At 73.5% G+C, this 18,169-nt stretch carries 18 protein-coding genes; 11 read left to right on the plus strand and 7 right to left on the minus strand.

Translation table 11 applies throughout. The features are described from left to right. The first annotated feature begins 6 nt into the window (after positions 1–6). From AC3YNX_RS12355 to AC3YNX_RS12375, 5 genes are all read left to right on the plus strand, one after another. Entirely contained in the window at positions 7–801 is a 795-nt protein-coding gene (locus AC3YNX_RS12355; RefSeq protein ID WP_489995640.1) for a metal-dependent transcriptional regulator, read from the plus strand. Between the two features lie 147 nt (positions 802–948). Next, positions 949–2,007, plus strand: coding sequence for a sodium:calcium antiporter (locus tag AC3YNX_RS12360; RefSeq protein WP_489995641.1), 1,059 nt, complete (start codon positions 949–951; stop codon positions 2,005–2,007). Positions 2,008–2,073: 66 nt separating this feature from the next. After that, positions 2,074–2,802, plus strand: a complete 729-nt coding sequence (gene fabG, locus AC3YNX_RS12365; protein ID WP_127783080.1) for a beta-ketoacyl-ACP reductase — start codon at positions 2,074–2,076, stop codon at positions 2,800–2,802. A gap of 50 nt (positions 2,803–2,852) precedes the next feature. Further along, positions 2,853–3,620 carry an enoyl-ACP reductase FabI gene (gene fabI / locus AC3YNX_RS12370; RefSeq protein ID WP_489983078.1) on the plus strand — a complete coding sequence of 256 codons (768 nt, stop codon included), beginning with the start codon at positions 2,853–2,855 and terminating at the stop codon, positions 3,618–3,620. A gap of 33 nt (positions 3,621–3,653) precedes the next feature. Next, positions 3,654–4,715, plus strand: a complete 1,062-nt coding sequence (locus AC3YNX_RS12375; RefSeq protein WP_489995642.1) for a ferrochelatase — start codon at positions 3,654–3,656, stop codon at positions 4,713–4,715. A 31-nt stretch (positions 4,716–4,746) separates the two neighbouring features. On the opposite strand, the gene AC3YNX_RS12380 is transcribed toward AC3YNX_RS12375, so the two are convergent. Then, the gene (locus AC3YNX_RS12380) at positions 4,747–5,565 is read right to left on the minus strand and encodes an Rv1486c family protein (RefSeq protein ID WP_489995643.1); all 819 of its coding nucleotides are present in this window, start codon (positions 5,563–5,565) and stop codon (positions 4,747–4,749) included. Between the two features lie 67 nt (positions 5,566–5,632). Here AC3YNX_RS12380 and AC3YNX_RS12385 point away from each other — a divergent pair, with 67 nt between their 5' ends. The 4 genes from AC3YNX_RS12385 to AC3YNX_RS12400 all read left to right on the plus strand — a co-directional run bounded on the left by AC3YNX_RS12385 (position 5,633) and on the right by AC3YNX_RS12400 (position 8,903). Next, positions 5,633–6,499, plus strand: coding sequence for a DUF3097 domain-containing protein (locus tag AC3YNX_RS12385; protein ID WP_489983081.1), 867 nt, complete (start codon positions 5,633–5,635; stop codon positions 6,497–6,499). 112 nt (positions 6,500–6,611) lie between these two features. After that, entirely contained in the window at positions 6,612–7,043 is a 432-nt protein-coding gene (locus AC3YNX_RS12390; RefSeq protein ID WP_127783075.1) for an NfeD family protein, read from the plus strand. Then, positions 7,043–7,609 (plus strand): SPFH domain-containing protein, encoded by a 567-nt coding sequence (locus tag AC3YNX_RS12395; protein ID WP_489995644.1) that lies wholly within the window; start codon positions 7,043–7,045, stop codon positions 7,607–7,609. Before AC3YNX_RS12390 ends, AC3YNX_RS12395 begins: the two co-directional genes overlap by 1 nt. Before the next feature lie 37 nt (positions 7,610–7,646). After that, entirely contained in the window at positions 7,647–8,903 is a 1,257-nt protein-coding gene (locus AC3YNX_RS12400) for an SPFH domain-containing protein (RefSeq protein WP_489995645.1), read from the plus strand. Positions 8,904–8,921: 18 nt separating this feature from the next. Here AC3YNX_RS12400 and AC3YNX_RS12405 read toward each other — a convergent pair whose 3' ends face one another. The 5 genes from AC3YNX_RS12405 to AC3YNX_RS12425 form a co-directional block, all read right to left on the minus strand. Continuing rightward, complete coding sequence (locus AC3YNX_RS12405) at positions 8,922–10,328, minus strand: NAD(P)/FAD-dependent oxidoreductase (RefSeq protein ID WP_489995646.1); 1,407 nt, start codon at positions 10,326–10,328, stop codon at positions 8,922–8,924. A 73-nt stretch (positions 10,329–10,401) separates the two neighbouring features. After that, a complete protein-coding gene (locus tag AC3YNX_RS12410; protein WP_489995647.1) occupies positions 10,402–10,965 on the minus strand; it encodes a hypothetical protein in 564 nt (187 codons plus the stop codon). Next, a complete protein-coding gene (locus tag AC3YNX_RS12415; protein WP_489995648.1) occupies positions 10,962–11,543 on the minus strand; it encodes a hypothetical protein in 582 nt (193 codons plus the stop codon). Before AC3YNX_RS12415 ends, AC3YNX_RS12410 begins: the two co-directional genes overlap by 4 nt. Positions 11,544–11,662: 119 nt before the next feature. Further along, on the minus strand, positions 11,663–12,376 hold the full coding sequence (locus AC3YNX_RS12420; RefSeq protein WP_489995649.1) for a TVP38/TMEM64 family protein: 714 nt from the start codon (positions 12,374–12,376) through the stop codon (positions 11,663–11,665). Positions 12,377–12,430: 54 nt separating this feature from the next. Continuing rightward, a complete protein-coding gene (locus AC3YNX_RS12425; protein ID WP_489995650.1) occupies positions 12,431–14,557 on the minus strand; it encodes an MMPL family transporter in 2,127 nt (708 codons plus the stop codon). Between the two features lie 104 nt (positions 14,558–14,661). On the opposite strand from AC3YNX_RS12425, the gene AC3YNX_RS12430 reads away from it, so the two are divergent. Further along, positions 14,662–15,120 carry a MarR family winged helix-turn-helix transcriptional regulator gene (locus tag AC3YNX_RS12430; RefSeq protein WP_489995651.1) on the plus strand — a complete coding sequence of 153 codons (459 nt, stop codon included), beginning with the start codon at positions 14,662–14,664 and terminating at the stop codon, positions 15,118–15,120. 93 nt (positions 15,121–15,213) lie between these two features. Here the strand turns inward: AC3YNX_RS12430 and AC3YNX_RS12435 are convergent, their stop codons facing one another. Then, entirely contained in the window at positions 15,214–15,777 is a 564-nt protein-coding gene (locus tag AC3YNX_RS12435) for a 2'-5' RNA ligase family protein (RefSeq protein WP_127783067.1), read from the minus strand. 101 nt (positions 15,778–15,878) lie between these two features. Here AC3YNX_RS12435 and AC3YNX_RS12440 point away from each other — a divergent pair, with 101 nt between their 5' ends. Then, a complete protein-coding gene (locus AC3YNX_RS12440) occupies positions 15,879–18,065 on the plus strand; it encodes a WS/DGAT/MGAT family O-acyltransferase (RefSeq protein ID WP_489995652.1) in 2,187 nt (728 codons plus the stop codon). The last annotated feature ends 104 nt before the right edge of the window (positions 18,066–18,169 follow it).

Genomic DNA, 18,169 nt, shown 5'->3' on the forward strand with positions numbered 1-18,169 from the left:
GGACGCGTGGTGGACTCCCGGAGCCGAACGGTGATCGAGGACTACCTCAAGGTTCTGTTCAACCTGGGGGAGTGGGACCCCGACGAGCGCTCCAACGCCAACCTCGCGGCCCGGCTGGGCGTCTCCACGTCGTCGGTGTCGGAGATGATCCGCAAGCTCACCGCGCAGGGCCTGGTCAGCCACGAGCCCTACGGCGGCATCGAGCTCACCGCGGCCGGGCGCACCCGTGCGGTGGAGATGGTGCGCAGGCACCGGCTGGTGGAGACCTACCTGGTGGAGCGGCTGGGCTACTCCTGGGACGAGGTGCACGACGAGGCCGAGGTGCTCGAGCACGCGGTGTCGCCCCGGATGGTGGAGCGGATGGACCACGCGCTGGGCCGACCGTGGCGGGACCCGCACGGCGATCCCATCCCCACCCCCGACGGCGTGCTGCACCAGCCGCCCACCAGCCCGGTGGCGACGCTGTCCCCGGGCTCCCGCGGCTTCGTGGCGCGGTTCATCGACCACGACCCGGAGCTGCTGCGGTGGTTCGCCGGGCTGGGCGTCGGCCTGGACACCGAGGTCGAGGTGGTCGAGCAGAAGCCCTTCGGCGGACCGCTGGTGGTGGCGGTGCACACCGGCGGTGAGCCGCGGCGGGTGGAGCTGGGGATGCAGGCGGTGCTGGCGCTGTGCGTGGCCCAGCACCGGCCGCACCCGACCGGTGCGGAGGAGCCCGGCGCCGGGTGCCCCTACGTCGGTTGCCAGCACCTGGACACCATCCGTGCCGAGCACTCCGTCTCCGGCTCCAGCCAGCAGAGTTAGGCGCGCCTTACTCCGGACTTGGCCGCGCCCCACTCGGTTGTTCTCGTGGTCGCGTTTTTCCTGGGCCCGAACACGGCTAACTTCGCTGCGGTAACCGGGACGACGGCCGCTGACGGCCGCGCTCCCACCGGCGGCGAAGGGACAGCGATGACGCACGTGCTGTCGCTGGTGGGCTGCATCCTGGTGATCTACCTCGCCTCCGAGTGGTTCGTGAACGCCGTGGAGTGGCTCGGCGCGCGCCTGCGGATGGGTGGGCTCGCCGTCGGCACCGTGCTGGCGGCCGTGGGCACCGCCCTTCCGGAGAGCGTGGTCACGCTGGTGGCGGTGCTGCTGGGCAGCGACGAGCACGGCGCCGACATCGGGATGGGGGCGGCCATCGGCGGGCCCCTGGTGGTGGGCACCGTGGCCTACGCAGTCGCCGGGGTGGTGCTGCTGGCCCGGGCCCGCGGTGCCCGGCTGCCGGTGCTGGTGGGCGCCGGGCCCGGCCCCGCCCGGCTGGCGGCGCGCGACGACCGGGCTCCCGCTACCGACCTGGCCGCGACCACTCCGCGCCTGGCCCGCGACCAGGGCTGGTTCCTGGCCATCTACGCGGTCAAGCTGGGGCTGGGGCTGGTGGTCTTCGCCTACAAGCCCTGGCTGGGCCTGCTGTTCTTCGCCGCCTACGCGGTGTACGTCTCCCGCGAGGTGCGCAGCAGCCGGGGCGCCGCGGCCAGCACCGCCGACCTCGCCCCGCTCAAGCTGCAGCCGCGCCGGGCCAGCCCGAGCACGGCCGCCGTGCTCACCCAGACGGTGGTGACGCTGGCCCTGGTCTTCGGCGCCTCCCAGCTCTTCGTGCACGAGCTGGAGTGGGCCGGGCCCGCCCTGGGTGTGCCGGCCACCGTCAGCGCCCTGCTGCTGGCGCCCCTGGCCACCGAGCTGCCCGAGATCATGAACGCGGTCGTCTGGTGCCGCCAGGGCAAGCCCCAGCTGGCGCTGGCCAACCTGTCCGGCTCGATGATGATCCAGGTGACCGTCCCGTCCGGGCTGGGTCTGCTGTTCACCTCCTGGCAGCTCGACGCCCCGCTCGTCCTGGCCGGGGTGTGCACCATGGCGTCGGTGGGCTACCTGCTGGTGCTCACCCGCACCGGTCGGCTCACCGCCGGACGGCTGGCCGGTGCCGCGGCCTTCTACGGGGCGTTCGCGGTGGGCCTGCTCGCGCTGGCCTGACCGGTCGGGAGCCGCCACACCCTGCGGAATGCCGGTCTACCCGTGAGTAGCCGATAGATTCCCGGCATGCCCGCACCGGACTCCCCGACCCCCTCCCGCTCCGTGCTCGTCACCGGCGGCAACCGGGGCATCGGCCTCGCCATCGCCCGCACCCTGGCCGCCGAGGGCCACCGCGTGGCCGTCACCCACCGCGGCTCCGGCGCTCCCGAGGGGCTGCTGGGCGTGCGCTGCGACGTCACCGACGCCGAGGCGGTGGACGCAGCCTTCGCCGAGGTGGAGGCCGCCCAGGGGCCGGTCGAGGTGCTGGTCTCCAACGCCGGCATCACCGAGGACACGCTGCTGCTGCGGATGACCGAGGACCAGTTCACCTCCGTGGTGGACGCCAACCTCACCGCTGCCTACCGGGTGGCCAAGCGGGCCGCGCGGGGCATGCTCAAGGCGCGCTGGGGCCGGATGATCTTCATCTCCTCGGTAGTGGGTCTGTCTGGTGCCCCCGGCCAGGTGAACTACGCCGCCTCCAAGTCCGGCCTGGTGGGCCTGTCCCGGTCCATCGCCCGCGAGCTGGGCTCCCGGTCGATCACCGCCAACGTGGTGGCACCGGGCTACGTGGACACCGACATGACCGCTGACCTCACCGAGGCACGCCGCAAGGCCATCACCGACGCCATCCCGCTGGGCCGGCAGGCCCGCCCCGAGGAGGTGGCCAGCGCCGTGCGGTGGCTCGCCTCCGACGAGGCCGGCTACGTCACCGGCGCGGTCATCCCGGTCGACGGCGGCATCGGCATGGGCCACTAGAGCACTTCCCCAGACACCCCAAGCTTCACCAAGCACAGGAGGAAACCGACGTGAGCGGACTGCTCGAGGGCAAGCGGCTGCTGATCACCGGAGTGATCACCGATGCATCCATCGCGTTCCACACCGCCCGGGTGGCGCAGGAGCAGGGCGCGACCGTGGTGCTCACCGGGTTCGGCCGGATGAGCCTGGTGGAGCGCATCGCCAAGCGCCTGCCCGAGCCGGCGCCGGTGGTGGAGCTGGACGTGGCCAACACCGAGCAGCTGGGCTCCCTGGCTGCCCGCGTCGGGGAGCACGTGGACGGCCTGGACGGCGTGGTGCACTCGGTGGGCTTCGCACCGCCGTCCTGCCTGGGCGGGGGGTTCCTGGACGCGCCGTGGGAGGACGTGGCCACCGCCGTGCAGATCTCCGCCTACTCGCTGAAGTCCCTGGCGGTGGCCTGCCTGCCGCTGATGGGCCCGGGTGGCTCCGTGGTGGGCATGGACTTCGACGCCCGGCAGGCCTGGCCCGGCTACGACTGGATGGGTGTGGCCAAGGCGGCGCTGGAGTCCACCAGCCGCTACCTGGCCCGCGAGCTCGGCCCCAAGGGCATCCGGGTGAACCTGGTGGCGGCCGGTCCGCTGGCCACGATGGCGGCTCGCTCCATCCCCGGCTTCGAGCAGTTCCAGCAGCCGTGGGAGGAGCGCGCCCCGCTGGGATGGGACAAGAACGACGTGCTCCCGGTGGCCAAGACCGTGTGCGGCGTGCTCTCGGACTGGTTCCCCACCACCACCGGCTCGATGATCATGGCCGACGGCGGCTTCCACGCGATGGGTGTCTGAGCGCGCTCCGCACCGGGCGGCCACAATGGCAGCGTGAGCGAATCCCAGAGCTACGACGCGCTGTTGGTGCTGTCCTTCGGCGGTCCGGAGGGCCCCGAGGACGTCATCCCGTTCCTGGAGAACGTCACTCGAGGCAGGGGGATCCCGCCGGAGCGGCTGGCGGAGGTGGCCGAGCACTACCGGCACTTCGGCGGGGTCTCGCCCATCAACGCGCTCAACCGCAAGCTGATCGGTGAGGTGGAGGCCGAGCTGGCCGAGCAGGGCCTGAACCTGCCGGTGTACTTCGGCAACCGCAACTGGCACCCCATGGCCGAGGACACCGTCGCGGAGATGGCAGCCGCCGGGGTGCGCAACGCGCTGGTGCTCGCCACCTCGGCCTGGGGCGGGTACTCCGGGTGCCGCCAGTACCAGGAGGACATCGCCCGCGCCCGCGACGCGGTGGGCGCCGGCGCCCCCCAGCTCACCCGGCTCCGGCAGTTCTTCGACCACCCGCTGTTCGTCGCCGCCGAGGCCGACGCGGTGCGCGCGGCCGTGCAGCGACTGCCCGCCGAGCACCGCGCGCAGGCTCGCGTGGTCTTCACCGCGCACTCGGTGCCCGACTCGGCCGACCTGGCCTCGGGCCCGCCCGAGGAGGGTGGCCGCCGCTACTCCCGCCAGGTGGTCGAGGCGGCTCGGCTGGCTGCGGCCGAGGCCGGGGTGGCCGAGCACGACGTGGTGTGGCAGTCCCGGTCCGGCCCGCCCCAGGTGCCGTGGCTGGAGCCCGACATCCTCGACCACCTGCGTGACCTGCACACCCGTGGGGTGCCCGCGGTGGTGGTCAGCCCCATCGGCTTCGTCGCCGACCACCTGGAGGTGGTCTGGGACCTGGACACCGAGGCGGTGGACCTGGCTGCCGAGCTGGGCATGGCGCTGGAGCGGGCGGCCACCGTGGGCGAGGACCCCCGCTTCGCGCGGATGGTGGTGGAGCTGGTGCGCGAGCACACCGACGGGGTGTCCCCGCAGCGGCTCAGCGACGTGGGTGCGGCCGGCTGCACCCGCAACGGCGCACCGTGTGCGGTGCGGTGCTGTGAACCGGCCAAGCGGGTGGCCAGCTAGCGCGCCAGGAGAGCCAGCGCCCCCAGGGCGGCTAGTGCTGGGAGGGGTGGGCGGCCAGCACCCGCACCGACTCGGCCACGGCAGCCAGCTGGGCGGTGCGCACGTCGGTCAACAGTGGACGCAACAGCTGCTCGCGGGCGTCGGCGGCCGAGGCCGACCACGCGCCGCCGGGCGTGTCCTGCGCAGCCGCCTCGAGGATCGCGGCCACGTGCTCAGCCTGGTCGAGCACCCGCAGCGCTCGGGGCGGGACGCCACGGGGCCACTCCGGCTGGGGGGTCGCGCGCAGCGCTGCGGCGATGCGCTGGCGCACGGTGGCGTCCTCCCGGGCGACCTGCAGCTCGTCCAGGGCCCGCGCGCTGTCGCGGACTGCGCTGCGCAGCGCGTGCTCGGCCTCGGCCAGCCCGACGTGCTCGGCCGGGGGGACGTCCATGGGCAGGGAGTGCACCACCCAGCGCAGCGCCTCCTCGCCCTCCGCGGCCGGCACCAGGCCGAGCCCGGCGTCGGGCACCAGCACCCCCTCCCCAGCGGCCAGCGCGGCGCGGGCGAAGCTGGTCCCGGCAGGCAGGCCGCGCACGTCCCCGGCCACCGGCAGCACCAGCCGCACCTCGGCGCCGGACCCCGCCCGGCCGCCTGCGGTGCTGCGCCGCAGGGTGGTGAACAGCGCTGCAGCGCCCACGGTTCCGGCGCCCGGCCCGGGCAGCCCGGTCTGCGCGGCGGTCTCCGGATCGGCGGCGTGCACGCGCTGCACGGGTGCCCACGCGGTCAGCGCGTCGAGGGCGTCGTCCGGGGCGGCAGCGCCCGCCAGCCAGGCAGAGGCCCAGACGGTGAGGGTGGCACTTGCGTTCGACACAGTCGCCCAGCATAGGTCGGCGTGGCGCCGGGCGCCGCCGGCCCACGACCACCTAGCCTGATGGCCCGTGACCCGATCCTCTCGTGCCGCCGGCCCGCGCGAACCCCACGCTCGCGACCCCTACGCCGGGGACATCTACGCCGGCCACCAGCGCCGCCACAAGCCCGCTGTGCCCCAGCTCGCCGCCGACCGGGGACTGGTGGTGGAGGACGCCGGCACCGGCTTCTGTGGCGCCGTGGTGGGCATCGAGAAGACCTACGACGGCGACTTCGTCCGGCTGGAGGACGCCAAGGGCCGTACCCGGCTGTTCGGCCTGCGGCCGGCGGCCTTCCTCGTCGACGGCAGCCCGGTCACGCTGGTGCGCCCGGTGGCCGCCGCAGCCAAGCCCCGGCGCAGCGCGTCCGGCTCCACCGAGGTGACCGGCCTGCGCGCCAGGACGGCGCTGCCCAGCCGGATCTGGGTGGAGGGTGTGCACGACGCAGCCCTGGTGGAGCGGGTGTGGGGCCACGACCTGCGGGTGGAAGGGGTGGTCGTGGAGCACCTCGAGGGGCTCGACAACCTGGCCGACCGGCTGCAGGAGTTCCAGCCCGGGCCTGGCCGCCGAGTCGGCGTGCTGGTGGACCACCTCGTCACCGGGTCCAAGGAGTCGCGGCTGACCAGCTCGCTGGGCCCGCACGTGCTGGTCACCGGTCACCCCTACATCGACGTGTGGGAGGCGGTGAAGCCCGCGTCGGTGGGGATAGCCGCCTGGCCCACCGTCCCGCGCGGCGAGGACTGGAAGACGGGCATCTGCGAGCGGCTGGGGTGGGGGACGCCACGGGAGGGGTGGCAGCGGGTGTACGCCGCCGTCTCCACCTTCCGGGACCTGGAGGCCCCGATGATCGGCGCGGTGGAGCGCCTGGTCGACTTCGTCACCGAGGCCCCCCAGGGCTGAGCGGTGCGGGCGGGGACCGAGCGCTCCAGAGGGACGCTGAGCTGATGGTGGCTCGACCGCGAGCGCGGCCCGCCTCACACCGAGCGAAACCGATGTCTGAGACGATGGTTCTGTGGCAGCAGTGATCTGGTTGATCGCCGGGATCGCGCTCGCCGCCGCGGAGGTGGCGACGGGCGACTTCTTCCTGCTCATGCTCGCCGGCGGCGCCTTGGCCGCGGCGGGTGTCACGGCCGTCACCGACGCCCCGCTGTGGGTGGACGGCATCGTCTTCGCCGTGGTGTCGGTCGGCCTGGTGGCCGGGGTGCGACCCTCCCTGCTGCGCCGGGTGCGCCGCGGGCCCGCGCTGACCACCAACGTGGATGCGCTGGTGGGCAGTCGCGCTACGGTGCTCGAGCGCGTGGACCCCCACGGCGGGTTGGTCAAGCTGGCGGGTGACACCTGGACGGCGCGCACCTCCGACGGCTCCCAGGTGCTGGAGCCGGGCCAGACGGTGCTGGTGCTGGAGATTGACGGAGCGACGGCTGTGGTGGCGGAGGAACCCTGATGAGCATGGTTGTGGTGGTGTCGGTGCTGGTGGCACTCGTGGCGGTGCTGGCGGTCCGGTCGCTGGTGCACGTGGGGCCCCGCCAGGCCGCGGTGGTGCAGCGGCTCGGTCAGCACCACCGCACGGTGCGCGACCGGTGGACGCTGCTGGTGCCGGGCGTGGACCGCCTGCGCGGGGTGGTGGGGCTGGACGAGGAGGTGGTCACCACCGCGCCCCAGCCGGTGACCACCCGGGACCACGCGGTGGTCGAGGTGGTCGTGGTGGTGCACCTGCAGGTCGCCAACCCCCAGGCCGCCGTCTACGAGACCCCGGACTACCGGGCCTCCGTGCAGCACGTCCTCATCACCGCGCTGCGCAGCGTGATTGGTCGGCTCACCCTGGAGGAGGCGCTGACGTCCCGCGACTCCATCAACGGGCAGCTGCGGGTGGTGCTCGGCCAGACCGCCTGCCGGTGGGGTCTGCACGTCAACCAGGCGGAGGTGACCAGCGTCGAGCCCGTCGGCTCCGCGGACCCGCGCGGCGTCGTCCCGGCGCAGCACTGCCAGAGCCGTCTCGCAAGCAGCTAGGAGTGGCCGGCCCTCGGTCGCACAGGAGGAGCACAGGATGAACGCAGTACTGATCGTCCTCGCCGTGATCGTGGTGCTGGTGGTGGTCGTGGTCGCCAAGGCGATCGCGCTGATTCCGCAGGCCGAGGCGGCGGTGGTCGAGCGGCTGGGCCGCTACCACAAGACCATCAGCGGGGAGCTGGCCTTCCTGGTGCCCTTCGTCGACCGGGTGCGCGCCAAGGTCGACCTGCGCGAGCGGGTGGTCAGCTTCCCGCCGCAGCCGGTGATCACCCAGGACAACCTCACGGTCTCCATCGACACGGTCGTGTACTTCCAGGTCACCAACCCGCAGGCCGCGGTGTACGAGATCAACAACTACATCGTCGGCGTGGAGCAGCTGACCACCACCACCCTGCGCAACGTGGTCGGCGGCATGACGCTGGAGGAGACGCTGACCTCCCGGGACTCCATCAACGGTCAGCTGCGCGGCGTGCTGGACGACGCCACCGGCCGCTGGGGCCTGCGGGTGGCCCGGGTCGAGCTCAAGAGCATCGACCCGCCGCCGTCCATCCAGGAGTCGATGGAGAAGCAGATGAAGGCCGACCGGGAGAAGCGGGCGACCATCCTCACCGCGGAGGGCCAGCGGGAGTCGGCCATCAAGACCGCCGAGGGCCAGAAGCAGAGCCAGATCCTCATGGCCGAGGGTGCCAAGCAGTCCGCCATCCTCTCCGCCGAGGCGGAGCGACAGTCCAGCATCCTGCGCGCCCAGGGTGAGCGGGCGGCGCAGTACCTGCGCGCCCAGGGCAAGGCGAAGGCCATCGAGAAGGAGTTCGCCGCCATCAAGGCCGGGCGTCCCACCCCCGAGCTGTTGGCTTACCAGTACCTGCAGACGCTGCCGGAGATGGCCCAGGGCGACGCCAACAAGGTGTGGTTGGTGCCCAGCGAGTTCGGTTCTTCCCTGCAGGGCTTCGCCAAGATGCTGGGTGCTCCCGACGCCGAGGGGGTGCTGCGCTACGAGCCCGCCCCAGCCGACGAGGTGAGCACCCGCCCGGAGGATGACTCCGAGGAGGTCAAGGACTGGTTCGACACCTCCACCGACCCCAAGATCGCGGCTGCCGTGGCTGCGGCCGAGGCAGTGGCGCGCACCGACGTGGAGCCGCCGCACGAGGTGGCCCGACGCACCGGCGCCGCAGCGGCGGAGAAGGCCGCCGAGGGGCTGCACCGCGCCACCCGGCAGGAGCAGGCCTCGCTGGGCGCTGCCGGCGAGGACGACCCTGACGAGCCACGCCCGCTGCCTGGCGGCCCGGTGCAGTAGCGCACCAGGCCGCGGCCGCTAGGCCTGGGCGCTGCGGCTGTCCCCGCCGCTGGCCGCGGCCTTGCTGGGGGTGTCCCCGGACGGGGCGTCGCTGGTGGCGGCGTCGCCGCCGCCGGGACCGCGCGGCGCAGGGCGCTGCACGGTCTCGTTCCAGCCACTGGCGTAAGCGTCCGGGCGGTAGACGACGATCTGCGGGCGGCTGTGGGTGAAGTAGTCCCAGCCCCAGGAGAGGAAGGCGCCGAGCCGCTCGCGGGCGCCGGAGAGCAGCACCGCGTGCACCCCGAGCCAGGCGGCGAAGGCGATGGGGCCCTGCAGCTGGCGCCGCTTGACCCCGACCTCGGCCACGGCCGCGCCCCGGCCGACCATCGCCATGATGCCCTTGTCCAGGTAGTGGAACGGCTCGCGCGGACGGCCGGCGAGGTCGGCGAGGATGTTCTTGGCGGCCCACTTGCCGGCCTGCTGTGCCACCGACCCGAGCTGGGGGAGGTGGTTGCCCTTGGCGTCGGTGATGTTCGCGGCGTCGCCGAGCACGTAGACACCGTCGAACCCAGGCGCGGTGAGGTCGGGGTTGACGTCGATGCGCCCGCCCTTGCCCTGCGGCAGCCCGGAGCTGGTCAGCAGCTCGCCGGCCTTGAGCCCGCCGGCCCACACCACCACTCGGCAGGGGATGACGGTGCCGTCGGCGAGGGTGACGCGGTCGGGGGCCACCTCGGCCACCCCCACGCCCAGCCGGAGCTTCACGCCGATCTCGGCCAGCTTCTTCTTGGTGTACTTCTGCGACTTGTCGGTGAACGGGGCGAGCACCGTGGGGATCATGTCCACCAGGTAGACGGAGCAGATGTCGGCGAACTCCGGGGTGAAGTACTCCGACACCACGTACTTGATGCTCTCGGCGATGGCTCCCGCGGTCTCCACCCCGGTGGGTCCGCCGCCGACGACCACCACGTTGAGGCCGCCCTCGTCGACCATGTGGGGCAGGCTGTCGGCGCTGTCGAGGGCACCGAGCATCCGGGACGCCAGCCGAGCGGCGTCGTCCACGGAGTACAGCGGGAAGGTGTGCTCCTTGGCGCCAGGAGTGTTGAAGAAGTTGGCCTCCGCACCGGCGGCGAGCACGAGGATGGTGCCGCGGTAGGTCATCCCGTCGACGGTGGTGACGCTGCGGTCAGCGGGGTTGACGCTGGCGACCTCGGCGGTCTTGACGTCGACCAGCTTGTTGCCCCGGAAGATCCCGCGCAGCGGTCGGGCCACGTCGGCGACGGAGATCTGGGCCGTCGCCACCTGGTACAGCAGCGGCTGGAACTGGTGGTAGTTGTTCTTGTCGAGCAGCAGCACCCGCACCCCGGCGCGGGAGAGGCGCTCGGCGGCCGCGATCCCAGCGAAGCCCGCTCCGACAATCACTACATCGTGCTTCGTGTCTTCAGCCATGGCTCAAATGCTAGAGGTTGTCCGGAGGGCGGGGGAACCGGTTGCCCCGGGACCTCGTTCGCCGGAGTAGCGGTCAGGTGACCAAGAGGTGCGTCACGCCGCTGCACGCCAGTGCCCACAGCACGCTGGTGAACGTCCCGATGATGAACAGCTCGGAGGCGCGGGGGTCGCGCAGCTCGGGGTAGCGGGCCAGTCCCTTGACCGCCAGCACGATGGGGATGCCTGCGGGCCAGCCGGTGAGCACCGCGGCGGCCACGCTGGTGCGCTCCAGGACGCCGATCATGCCGCCACCGCGGAGCACGTGGGTGGGCGCCGGCTCCGGGTCGGGCTGCGGCACCGGTGCCGGGTTGGGATCGGGCGCGGGGTCCGGTGCGGGGACCTCGTCCGTGCGACCAGCGACGCGGAAGGCGGCGCGCACCACCGGGCTCGCGCCGCCCGCGGCGGCAGCGACTCCCAGCACCAGCGCGCAGGCACGGGGCGCACCGGTGAGGGTGCTGCCCAGGGGGGCCAGCACGCCCGCGGCGGTCAGCGCGGCCAGCTGCAGCGCCGGTGGGAGCCAGCTCTGGTCGGGCATCCGTGTCACGGCGGTGGGCAGCAGCGCCAGCACGCCGAGCAGGACGAGCACCGCCACGCTCATCGGTCGGCCTCGGCCAGCAGCGACGCCGCCAGGGTGCGACCGGCCTCCTCCTGCTGCCAGGCGGTGGCCCGCAGGCGCTGCGACACGGCCTGCTTGCTCACGCCGAGCACCGCCGCGGCGCTGCTCTGGGTGTGGCCGGTGCTGATCAGCTCCACGGCGGCCCAGCCCTCGAGGGAGCGGCGCTGCACCAGCAGGGCCACCAGGTCGAGGACGGTGGCGGCGGCCTCCGCGGCGGACGCGTCCGGTCCGTCCACGGCAAGGTGGGTGACGGCGGACTTCGCCCGCTCCACCGCGGTGCGCGCGTGCTCGAAGGCGGGCCCACGGCCAGCGCGGGTGGCGGCCGGCAGGGGCAGCTCGACAGGTCCGGTGCCGATGCCCACGCTCCAGTGCTCGCGGCGCACCAGGTCCAGCGCCAGGGTCACCACCTGCTCCGGGTCGTCCAGCACGGCCTGCACCTCGTCGCCGGCGGTGCGGTCGAAGGGGCGCACCACGCGCGCGGCGGAGAGATCGCGCAACAGCTCCGGCACACGGTCGACGTCGCGGCGGCTGCGCCGCTGGTCGACGGTCAGCACGAACATGGATGCCCCTCTCGCAGGGGGCAAGCGTACAGCCTTGATTATGAGAGTTCCAGTCCCCAGGCTTGTCGTCCAGGACGAGTACGCCGGCGGGTCAAGCCGTCAACCTGGAACGAGCTAGATCAAGGATGCGGGCTTGTCGAATCCGGTGAGGCGGCCGCGAGGGGCGTCCGCCGGTCCAGCAGCAGCCCCAGCACCCCGATCGCGCCGCAGGCCACGGAGATCCCCAGCAGCGCCGGGGAGGTGCGCCCGGTCATGGCGTCGCCGAGCAGCACCGCCGCCACGGTCCCGGGCACCACGCCCACCAGGGTGGCCAGCAGGAACGGGCGCATCCGCACCGAGGAGACCCCGCAGCAGTAGTTCAGCACCGAGAACGGCACCACCGGAATGAGCCGCAACGACGCCACCGCCAGCCATCCCCGCTGCTCCAGCCGCTGGTCCACCGCGTGCAGCCGGCCGTGGCGCAGCCGCTCGGCCACTGCTTCCCGGCCGAGGTGGCGCACCAGCACCAGGGCCAGCGCCGCGCTGACGGTGGTGGCCAGCACGGCTACCACCACCCCGGAGAACGGCCCGAACAGCACACCTGCGGCCAGGGTGAACACCGTGCGCGGAACCGGGGTGACGGTGACGAGCGCGTGGACCACCACGAACAGCAGCGGGAACGACGGGCCCAGGTCGTGCGCCCACTGGCGGGCCTGGTCGGTGGTGGGCAGGGAGATGGTCAGCGCCACCACCACCGCGACCAGCAGCAGCACCGCCAGCAGCGCGAGCCTCAGCAGTGCGCCGCGGGACCACCCGGCGGGGGAGCCGGGACCTGGGGAACCGCTGCTGCGCACGCCGCAGACCGTACCTGCGGCCACCTCGGCGACCTGGGCCGCTCCCGGGTTCGCTCAGCCGCGGGACCGCTCGGCCAGCGCCGGCTCCGGCTCGGCCGGCGGCTGGGAGCTGGCCAGCTTGGACGGCCACCACACCTTGGGGCCGATGATCTCCGCCAGCGCGGGAACCAGCAGCGAGCGGACGATCAGGGTGTCCAGCAGCACGCCGAAGGCCACGATGAAGGCGAGCTGGGCCAGGAACAGGATGGGCAGCACCGCCAGCGAGCCGAAGGTGGCCGCCAGCACGATCCCGGCGGAGGTGATCACGCCGCCGGTGACCGCCAGCCCCCGGCGGATGCCGTCCCGGGTGCCCACCCGCAGCGACTCCTCCCGCACCCGCGTCATCAGGAAGATGTTGTAGTCCACCCCCAGCGCCACCAGGAAGACGAATCCGAACAGCGGCACCACCGGGTCGGAGCCGGGGAAGTCGAAGACTTGGTTGAACAGCAGGGCCGAGACACCCAGGGTGGCGGCGAAGGACAGCACCACCGTGCCGATGAGCAGCAGCGGCGCCACGATGGCCCGAAGCAGCACGGCCAGCACCAGGAACACCACCAGCAGCACGATCGGGATGATCACCGTGCGGTCGCGCTCGGAGGTGGTCTGGGTGTCCAGCTGGGTGGCGGTGGTGCCCCCGACCAGCGCGTCGGCGCCCGGGATCGGGTGCACGGCCGCCCGGATGCGCTCCACCGTCGCGGTGGCCGCCTCGGAGTCGGGCGCGTCGGCCAGGGTCACCTGGATCTGCACGGTGCCGTCCACCACCTTGGCCGGACCACCGGGCTGGCCGGACTCGCCGACCTCGGCGACCTGCTGGCTCACCCCCGGCACGGTGCGCACCGCGTCGATCACGGCGGCGGCCCGGTCGGCCTTGGCGATGATGATGGTGGGTGAGCCCGACCCGGCCGGGAAGTGGGCGCTGAGCACGTCCTCGCCCTCCACCGACTCCGCCTGGTTCAGGAAGACGTCGGACTGCGCCACCCCGCTGGACTTCAGCTGGGGCAGGAACGCGGCGAAGACCAGCAGGAGCAGCCCGGTGGCCACCGAGACGGTGACGCGGTGGGCGCTGACGTAGTCGGCCAGGCGCCACCAGGCGCCGGACTCCTGGCGCGGCCCCTGCTTGGGTCGGGCCGGCCAGAAGACGCTGCGCCCGACGAGCACCAGGGCGGCGGGCAGGAAGGTCAGCGAGGCCAGCAGCGAGGTGGCGATGCCGATGGCGGCCACCGGGCCCAGCCCGCGGTTGGAGTTGAGCTCGGAGAACAGCAGGCACAGCACACCGAGGATCACGGTGCCGCCGGAGGCCAGGATCGGCTCGATCACCCCGCGCATGGCGCGGCCCATCGCCTCGAACCGGTTGCCCTCGCCCTGCAGCTCCTCGCGGTAGCGCGCGACCAGGAGCAGGGCGTAGTCGGTCGCGGCGCCGAAGACCAGGATGAACAAGATGCCCTGGCTCTGGCCGTTGAGGGTGATGACGTCGTTCTTGGCGAGCAGGTACACCAGCGCGCTGGCCAGGGCGAGGGCGAGCACCGCGGAGACCACCACGATCAGCGGCAGCAGCGGGCTGCGGTAGACCACCAGCAGGATCACGATGACCACCGCCCCGGCGACCATCAGCAGGGTGCCGTCGATGCCGCTGAAGGCCTCGGTGAGGTCGGCGGCCTGGCCGGCGGGACCAGTGACGTACACCGACAGCCCGGGTGGGGTGTCCACGGCCAGGGCGTCCCGGATGGAGGTGACCGTCTCGGCCGGGTCCTTGGTGGAGTCGACTCCGACGATCACCTCGACGGCCTTGCCGTCGGGGGAGAGGATCGGCGGGGACGGCGGCTGCACGATGCCCTCGGTGCCACTCAGGGAGGCGGTGACCCGGGTGAGGTATGCGGTGTCCTCGGGGGTGATGCCCGCGTTGTTCTCCGCGATGACCACCGCGGGGATCAGCTGGTTGTCGCTGAAGGCCCGCTGGGCCTCCGCCACCTGGGTGGACTCGGCCTCGGCGGGCAGGAACGACGTGTTGTCGTTCTGCTGCACCTCGCCCAGCTTGCCGGCGAAGGGACCGCCGATGCCGCCGATCACGATCCACACCAGCAGGAGCAGTGCGGGGATCAGCCATCGTAGGGTCCGCCTCGAGCGGGCCGGCTTGCTGTGCATGTGTGCTCCCAGGGTCGGTCGCGGGCGGCGCCTCGTGCGGGTGTCGTCGTGCTCGGGATTATTGTTCAGCCTGCTGAACATCGCAATCGGAAGGGGGAGCGGCGATGCCGGACGACGTGCCTGCGGAGGTGGCTGAGGACGTGCGGGGCTGGCCCACCGGACGGCTGCTCTCCACCGCGGCCCGGCTGGTGGAGCACTCGTGGGAGGCCCAGCTGGCCCGGCACGGGCTCACCCACGCCGGCATGATCGCGCTGCACAGCCTGCGCTCCGGCCCGTTGTCCCAGCGCGAGCTGGCGCGGGCCTGCCGGGTGACCGACCAGACCATCAGCCGCACGGTGGAGCGCCTCGAGCGCGCCCAGCTGCTCACCCGCACCCTCGATCCCGCCGACGAGCGGCGTCAGCTGGTGCGTCTCACCGACGCTGGTCGTGCCGTGCACGAGCAGGTGGTGGCCGCGCAGCACGCCGACGCCGTGCTGGCCGGCGCGGTCTCCGACCACGAGGCCCTGCGAGCACTGCTGGTCGAGCTGGTCACCGCGCTGGGAGGACCCACCGCACGTCCGTGACCTCGCGGTCCGACCCGCCGGCGGTCCGGGGCGTCGCCCGCGACAGCTCATGTGGCCCCAGTGTGCCTGGCGTGCGCCTTGATCGCTCGCGCCTCAGGCGGGCGGGCGGCACGGCTCCTGCAGCAGCCACTCGCGGCGCGCGGTGCCGTCCCAGCGGCGGGCCGCCGCGGCGGTACCAGCCAGCTCGGCCCGGCCGAGCACCTGCACCGCTGGCCCCAGCTGCTCGGGGCGCACCCGCCGAGCCAGCGTGACGTGCGGGGACCACGCGCCGGGAGCGGTGTGCGGCAGGTGCACCCCCACCACCGCGCTCACCGCGGCGTGCAGGGCCAGCAGCGCCGCCGAGGGCACCACCGCACACGCCAGGGTCGTCGCCCGCCCCGCCGGAAACACCAGCAGCCCGCCCAGCGTCAGCGGCAGCGGCAGCGCGGCGGCCACTGCCGCGGTGATCGCCGGCTCCAGCGCGGAGTCGAGGTGGCGGGCGACGGCCAGGGTGACGTGCGGGCGGTTGGAGCTGTCCGTGCGCACCCCCTGGCTGTGCTGCCCGGCGGCGATCAGCCGGTCCCAGAGCTGGCGCACCCCGTCGTCCAGGCCCGCGTCGAGGAGCAGCTCCACGGTCTGCACCCCCGACCGGGGCGGGCGCTCCTCCGGTGCGGCCATGCCGGCTCCCTCCACTGGTCTCGTCGCTGTCTGCGCGCCCTCTAACCTGCCCGAAATATCAGGGTGACGCAGGGGCAACCTCTGCCGCCGACACTGGCCGCATGGAATGGGATGAGCTGCACGCGGCCGGTCAGACGTGGCGCCTGCGGGCCCAGCTGGTGGACCGGCCGGGCACCCTGGCCGCGCTGGTGACCTCGCTCTCGGCGCGGGGGTGCAACCTGCTGGGGGTCTCGGTGCTGCCGGTGGCCGGCGAGCCCACCGAGCTCGACCAGGCCGGGCGGGTGGTCGACGAGCTGGTGCTGCGCACGCCCCAGGGTCTCGAGGAGGCCGAGCTGGTGGCGCTGGTGCAGGCACAGGGCGCGCGGTTCATCGGGATGAGCCCGGCGTCGGTGGAGGAGCTGGTGGACACCGAGACCACGGTGCTGCGCGCCGCCACCGACCTCCTCGCCGGGCGCTGCAGCGAGCAGGTGGCGATGCGCCGGGTGCTGGCCGCCGACACGGTCACCTACCTGCCCGCCGGCGCCACCCCCGACACCGCCGTCCCCGCCGGCGGTCACTCCGTGGTGGTGCGGCTGGCGGATGGCCGTCGCCTGCTGGTCCGGAGGCGCTGGGCGCCCTTCACCGAGGGTGAGCTGGCCCGCATCCCCGCGCTGCTGGAGCTGCTGGCCGCGGTGACCGCCCCGACCCGGCCGGTGCCTGCGCGCGCCCCCGGCGCGGCGACCACCGCGGCACCGCCGGGCACGCCCAGCCGGGGCCGGCTGGTCCGCCAGCTCAGCCCGCTGGACGTGCAGTTCCTCAACGCCGAGAACGCCACCACCACCACCCACATCGGCAACCTCCTCATCGTCGACCCCAGCGAGGTCTCCGGCGGGGTGCTCACCGTGGCGGGGCTGCGCGAGCTGTTCCGGTCCCGGCTGCACCTGGCCCCGCCGCTGCGCTGGCGGCTGCGGGAGGTCCCGCTGGGCCTGGACCTGCCCTACTGGGAGGAGGTGAGCACGCTCGACCTGGACCACCACGTCCGGGAGGTGGCGCTGCCTGCCCCCGGCCGCGACGCGCAGCTGGGCGAGGCGGTGGCCTCGCTCGCCGAGTCCCCGCTGGACCGGGACCGCCCGCTCTGGGAGAGCTACCTGGTGTCCGGGCTGGCCGGTGGCCTGCAGGCGATCTACACCAAGATCCACCACTCGGTGATCGACGGCGTCTCCGGCGCCGAGATCATGGCCGCGATCCTGGACCTCACGCCGTGCCCCGGCCCGGTCGCACCCCCTGGCCCGGCCGCACCGCACGTCAGCGGCTCAGCTCCCGGACCGGCCGAGCTGGCCGGGCGCGGCTTCTGGCGGGCCGCGACCCTGCCCGTGTCGCTGCTGCGGAGCGCGCCACACCTGGTGCCGCACGTGCTGGACGTGCCCGGGGCGGCCAGCGTGCCCGGGGCGCGGGCGCTGGAGTCAGCGGTGTCCCGGTTGTCCCGGGCCACCGGCCTGCGCAGCACCCCGCCTCGGCCCCCGCGGGCACCCGCCCCGCCGTCCACCCCGCTGAACCGGCGCATCACCGCTGAGCGCACGTTCGCGTTCCTCTCCGTGCCCCTGGACGAGGTGAAGGCGGTCAAGAACGCCCTCGGTCTCACCGTCAACGACGTGGTGATGGCCATGTGCACCACCGCCCTGCGCCGCTGGTTGGTGGACCACGACGCGCTGCCGGAGTCGCCGCTGGTGGCGGGGATGCCGGTGTCGGTGCGCACGCCCGAGCAGCGTGGCACCGCGGGCAACCGGATCTCCTTCATGCTGGCGGCGCTGCCCACCCACGAGCCCGACCCGGCCGAGCGCGTGCGCCTGCTGCACACCTCGCTGGCCGCGGCCAAGGAGCGCTTCAGCGGCTCCACCACCTCGCTGATGGAGGACGCGAGCGCGCTGCTTCCGCAGGTGCTGCACGGAGTGGCCTCGCGCGCGCTGTTCCGGGCCGCCGCCGAGGTGGCGCTGCCGTTCAACCTGCTCATCTCCAACGTGCCCGGCCCGCAGCTGGCGCTGTACGCCGGCGGCGCCAGGGTGACCGGCACCTTCCCGCTCACGCCGATCAGCGACGTCAGCGGTGGACTGAACATCACGGTGATGTCCTACGACGGCCACGTCGACTTCGGCTTCACCGCCTGCCCGCAGGCGGTGCCGGACGTGTGGTCGCTGGCGGACGCGGTGCGTGCGGCCCTCGTCGAGCTGGCCGAGCTGGCGGTGCCCGCTCTCACTGGCGGCGCCGTGCCCGCCTGGGGTGTCGGGGGACTGGTCGACGCCCCCCGCTGACCGGGCGGAGACTGGCACAGCGCACAACCCCCACCCCTGCGGCCCTGGACGCGGTGGCGCGGTGGGGCGTGACCGGGTGCGCCCCGCTGACGGGCGGGCGTGGC

The organism is Rhodococcus sp. Z13_19A (genome assembly GCF_058133575.1).

Coding starts and splice junctions, on each gene's coding strand:
- AC3YNX_RS12430 (WP_489995651.1), top strand. CDS start 14,662: ATGCCGGACGACGTGCCTGCGGAGGTGGCTGAGGACGTGCGGGGCTGG.
- AC3YNX_RS12405 (WP_489995646.1), bottom strand. CDS start 10,328: ATGGCTGAAGACACGAAGCACGATGTAGTGATTGTCGGAGCGGGCTTC.
- fabG (WP_127783080.1), top strand. CDS start 2,074: ATGCCCGCACCGGACTCCCCGACCCCCTCCCGCTCCGTGCTCGTCACC.
- AC3YNX_RS12360 (WP_489995641.1), top strand. CDS start 949: ATGACGCACGTGCTGTCGCTGGTGGGCTGCATCCTGGTGATCTACCTC.
- AC3YNX_RS12400 (WP_489995645.1), top strand. CDS start 7,647: ATGAACGCAGTACTGATCGTCCTCGCCGTGATCGTGGTGCTGGTGGTG.
- AC3YNX_RS12410 (WP_489995647.1), bottom strand. CDS start 10,965: ATGAGCGTGGCGGTGCTCGTCCTGCTCGGCGTGCTGGCGCTGCTGCCC.
- AC3YNX_RS12395 (WP_489995644.1), top strand. CDS start 7,043: ATGAGCATGGTTGTGGTGGTGTCGGTGCTGGTGGCACTCGTGGCGGTG.
- AC3YNX_RS12435 (WP_127783067.1), bottom strand. CDS start 15,777: ATGGCCGCACCGGAGGAGCGCCCGCCCCGGTCGGGGGTGCAGACCGTG.
- AC3YNX_RS12440 (WP_489995652.1), top strand. CDS start 15,879: ATGGAATGGGATGAGCTGCACGCGGCCGGTCAGACGTGGCGCCTGCGG.
- AC3YNX_RS12425 (WP_489995650.1), bottom strand. CDS start 14,557: ATGCACAGCAAGCCGGCCCGCTCGAGGCGGACCCTACGATGGCTGATC.
- AC3YNX_RS12415 (WP_489995648.1), bottom strand. CDS start 11,543: ATGTTCGTGCTGACCGTCGACCAGCGGCGCAGCCGCCGCGACGTCGAC.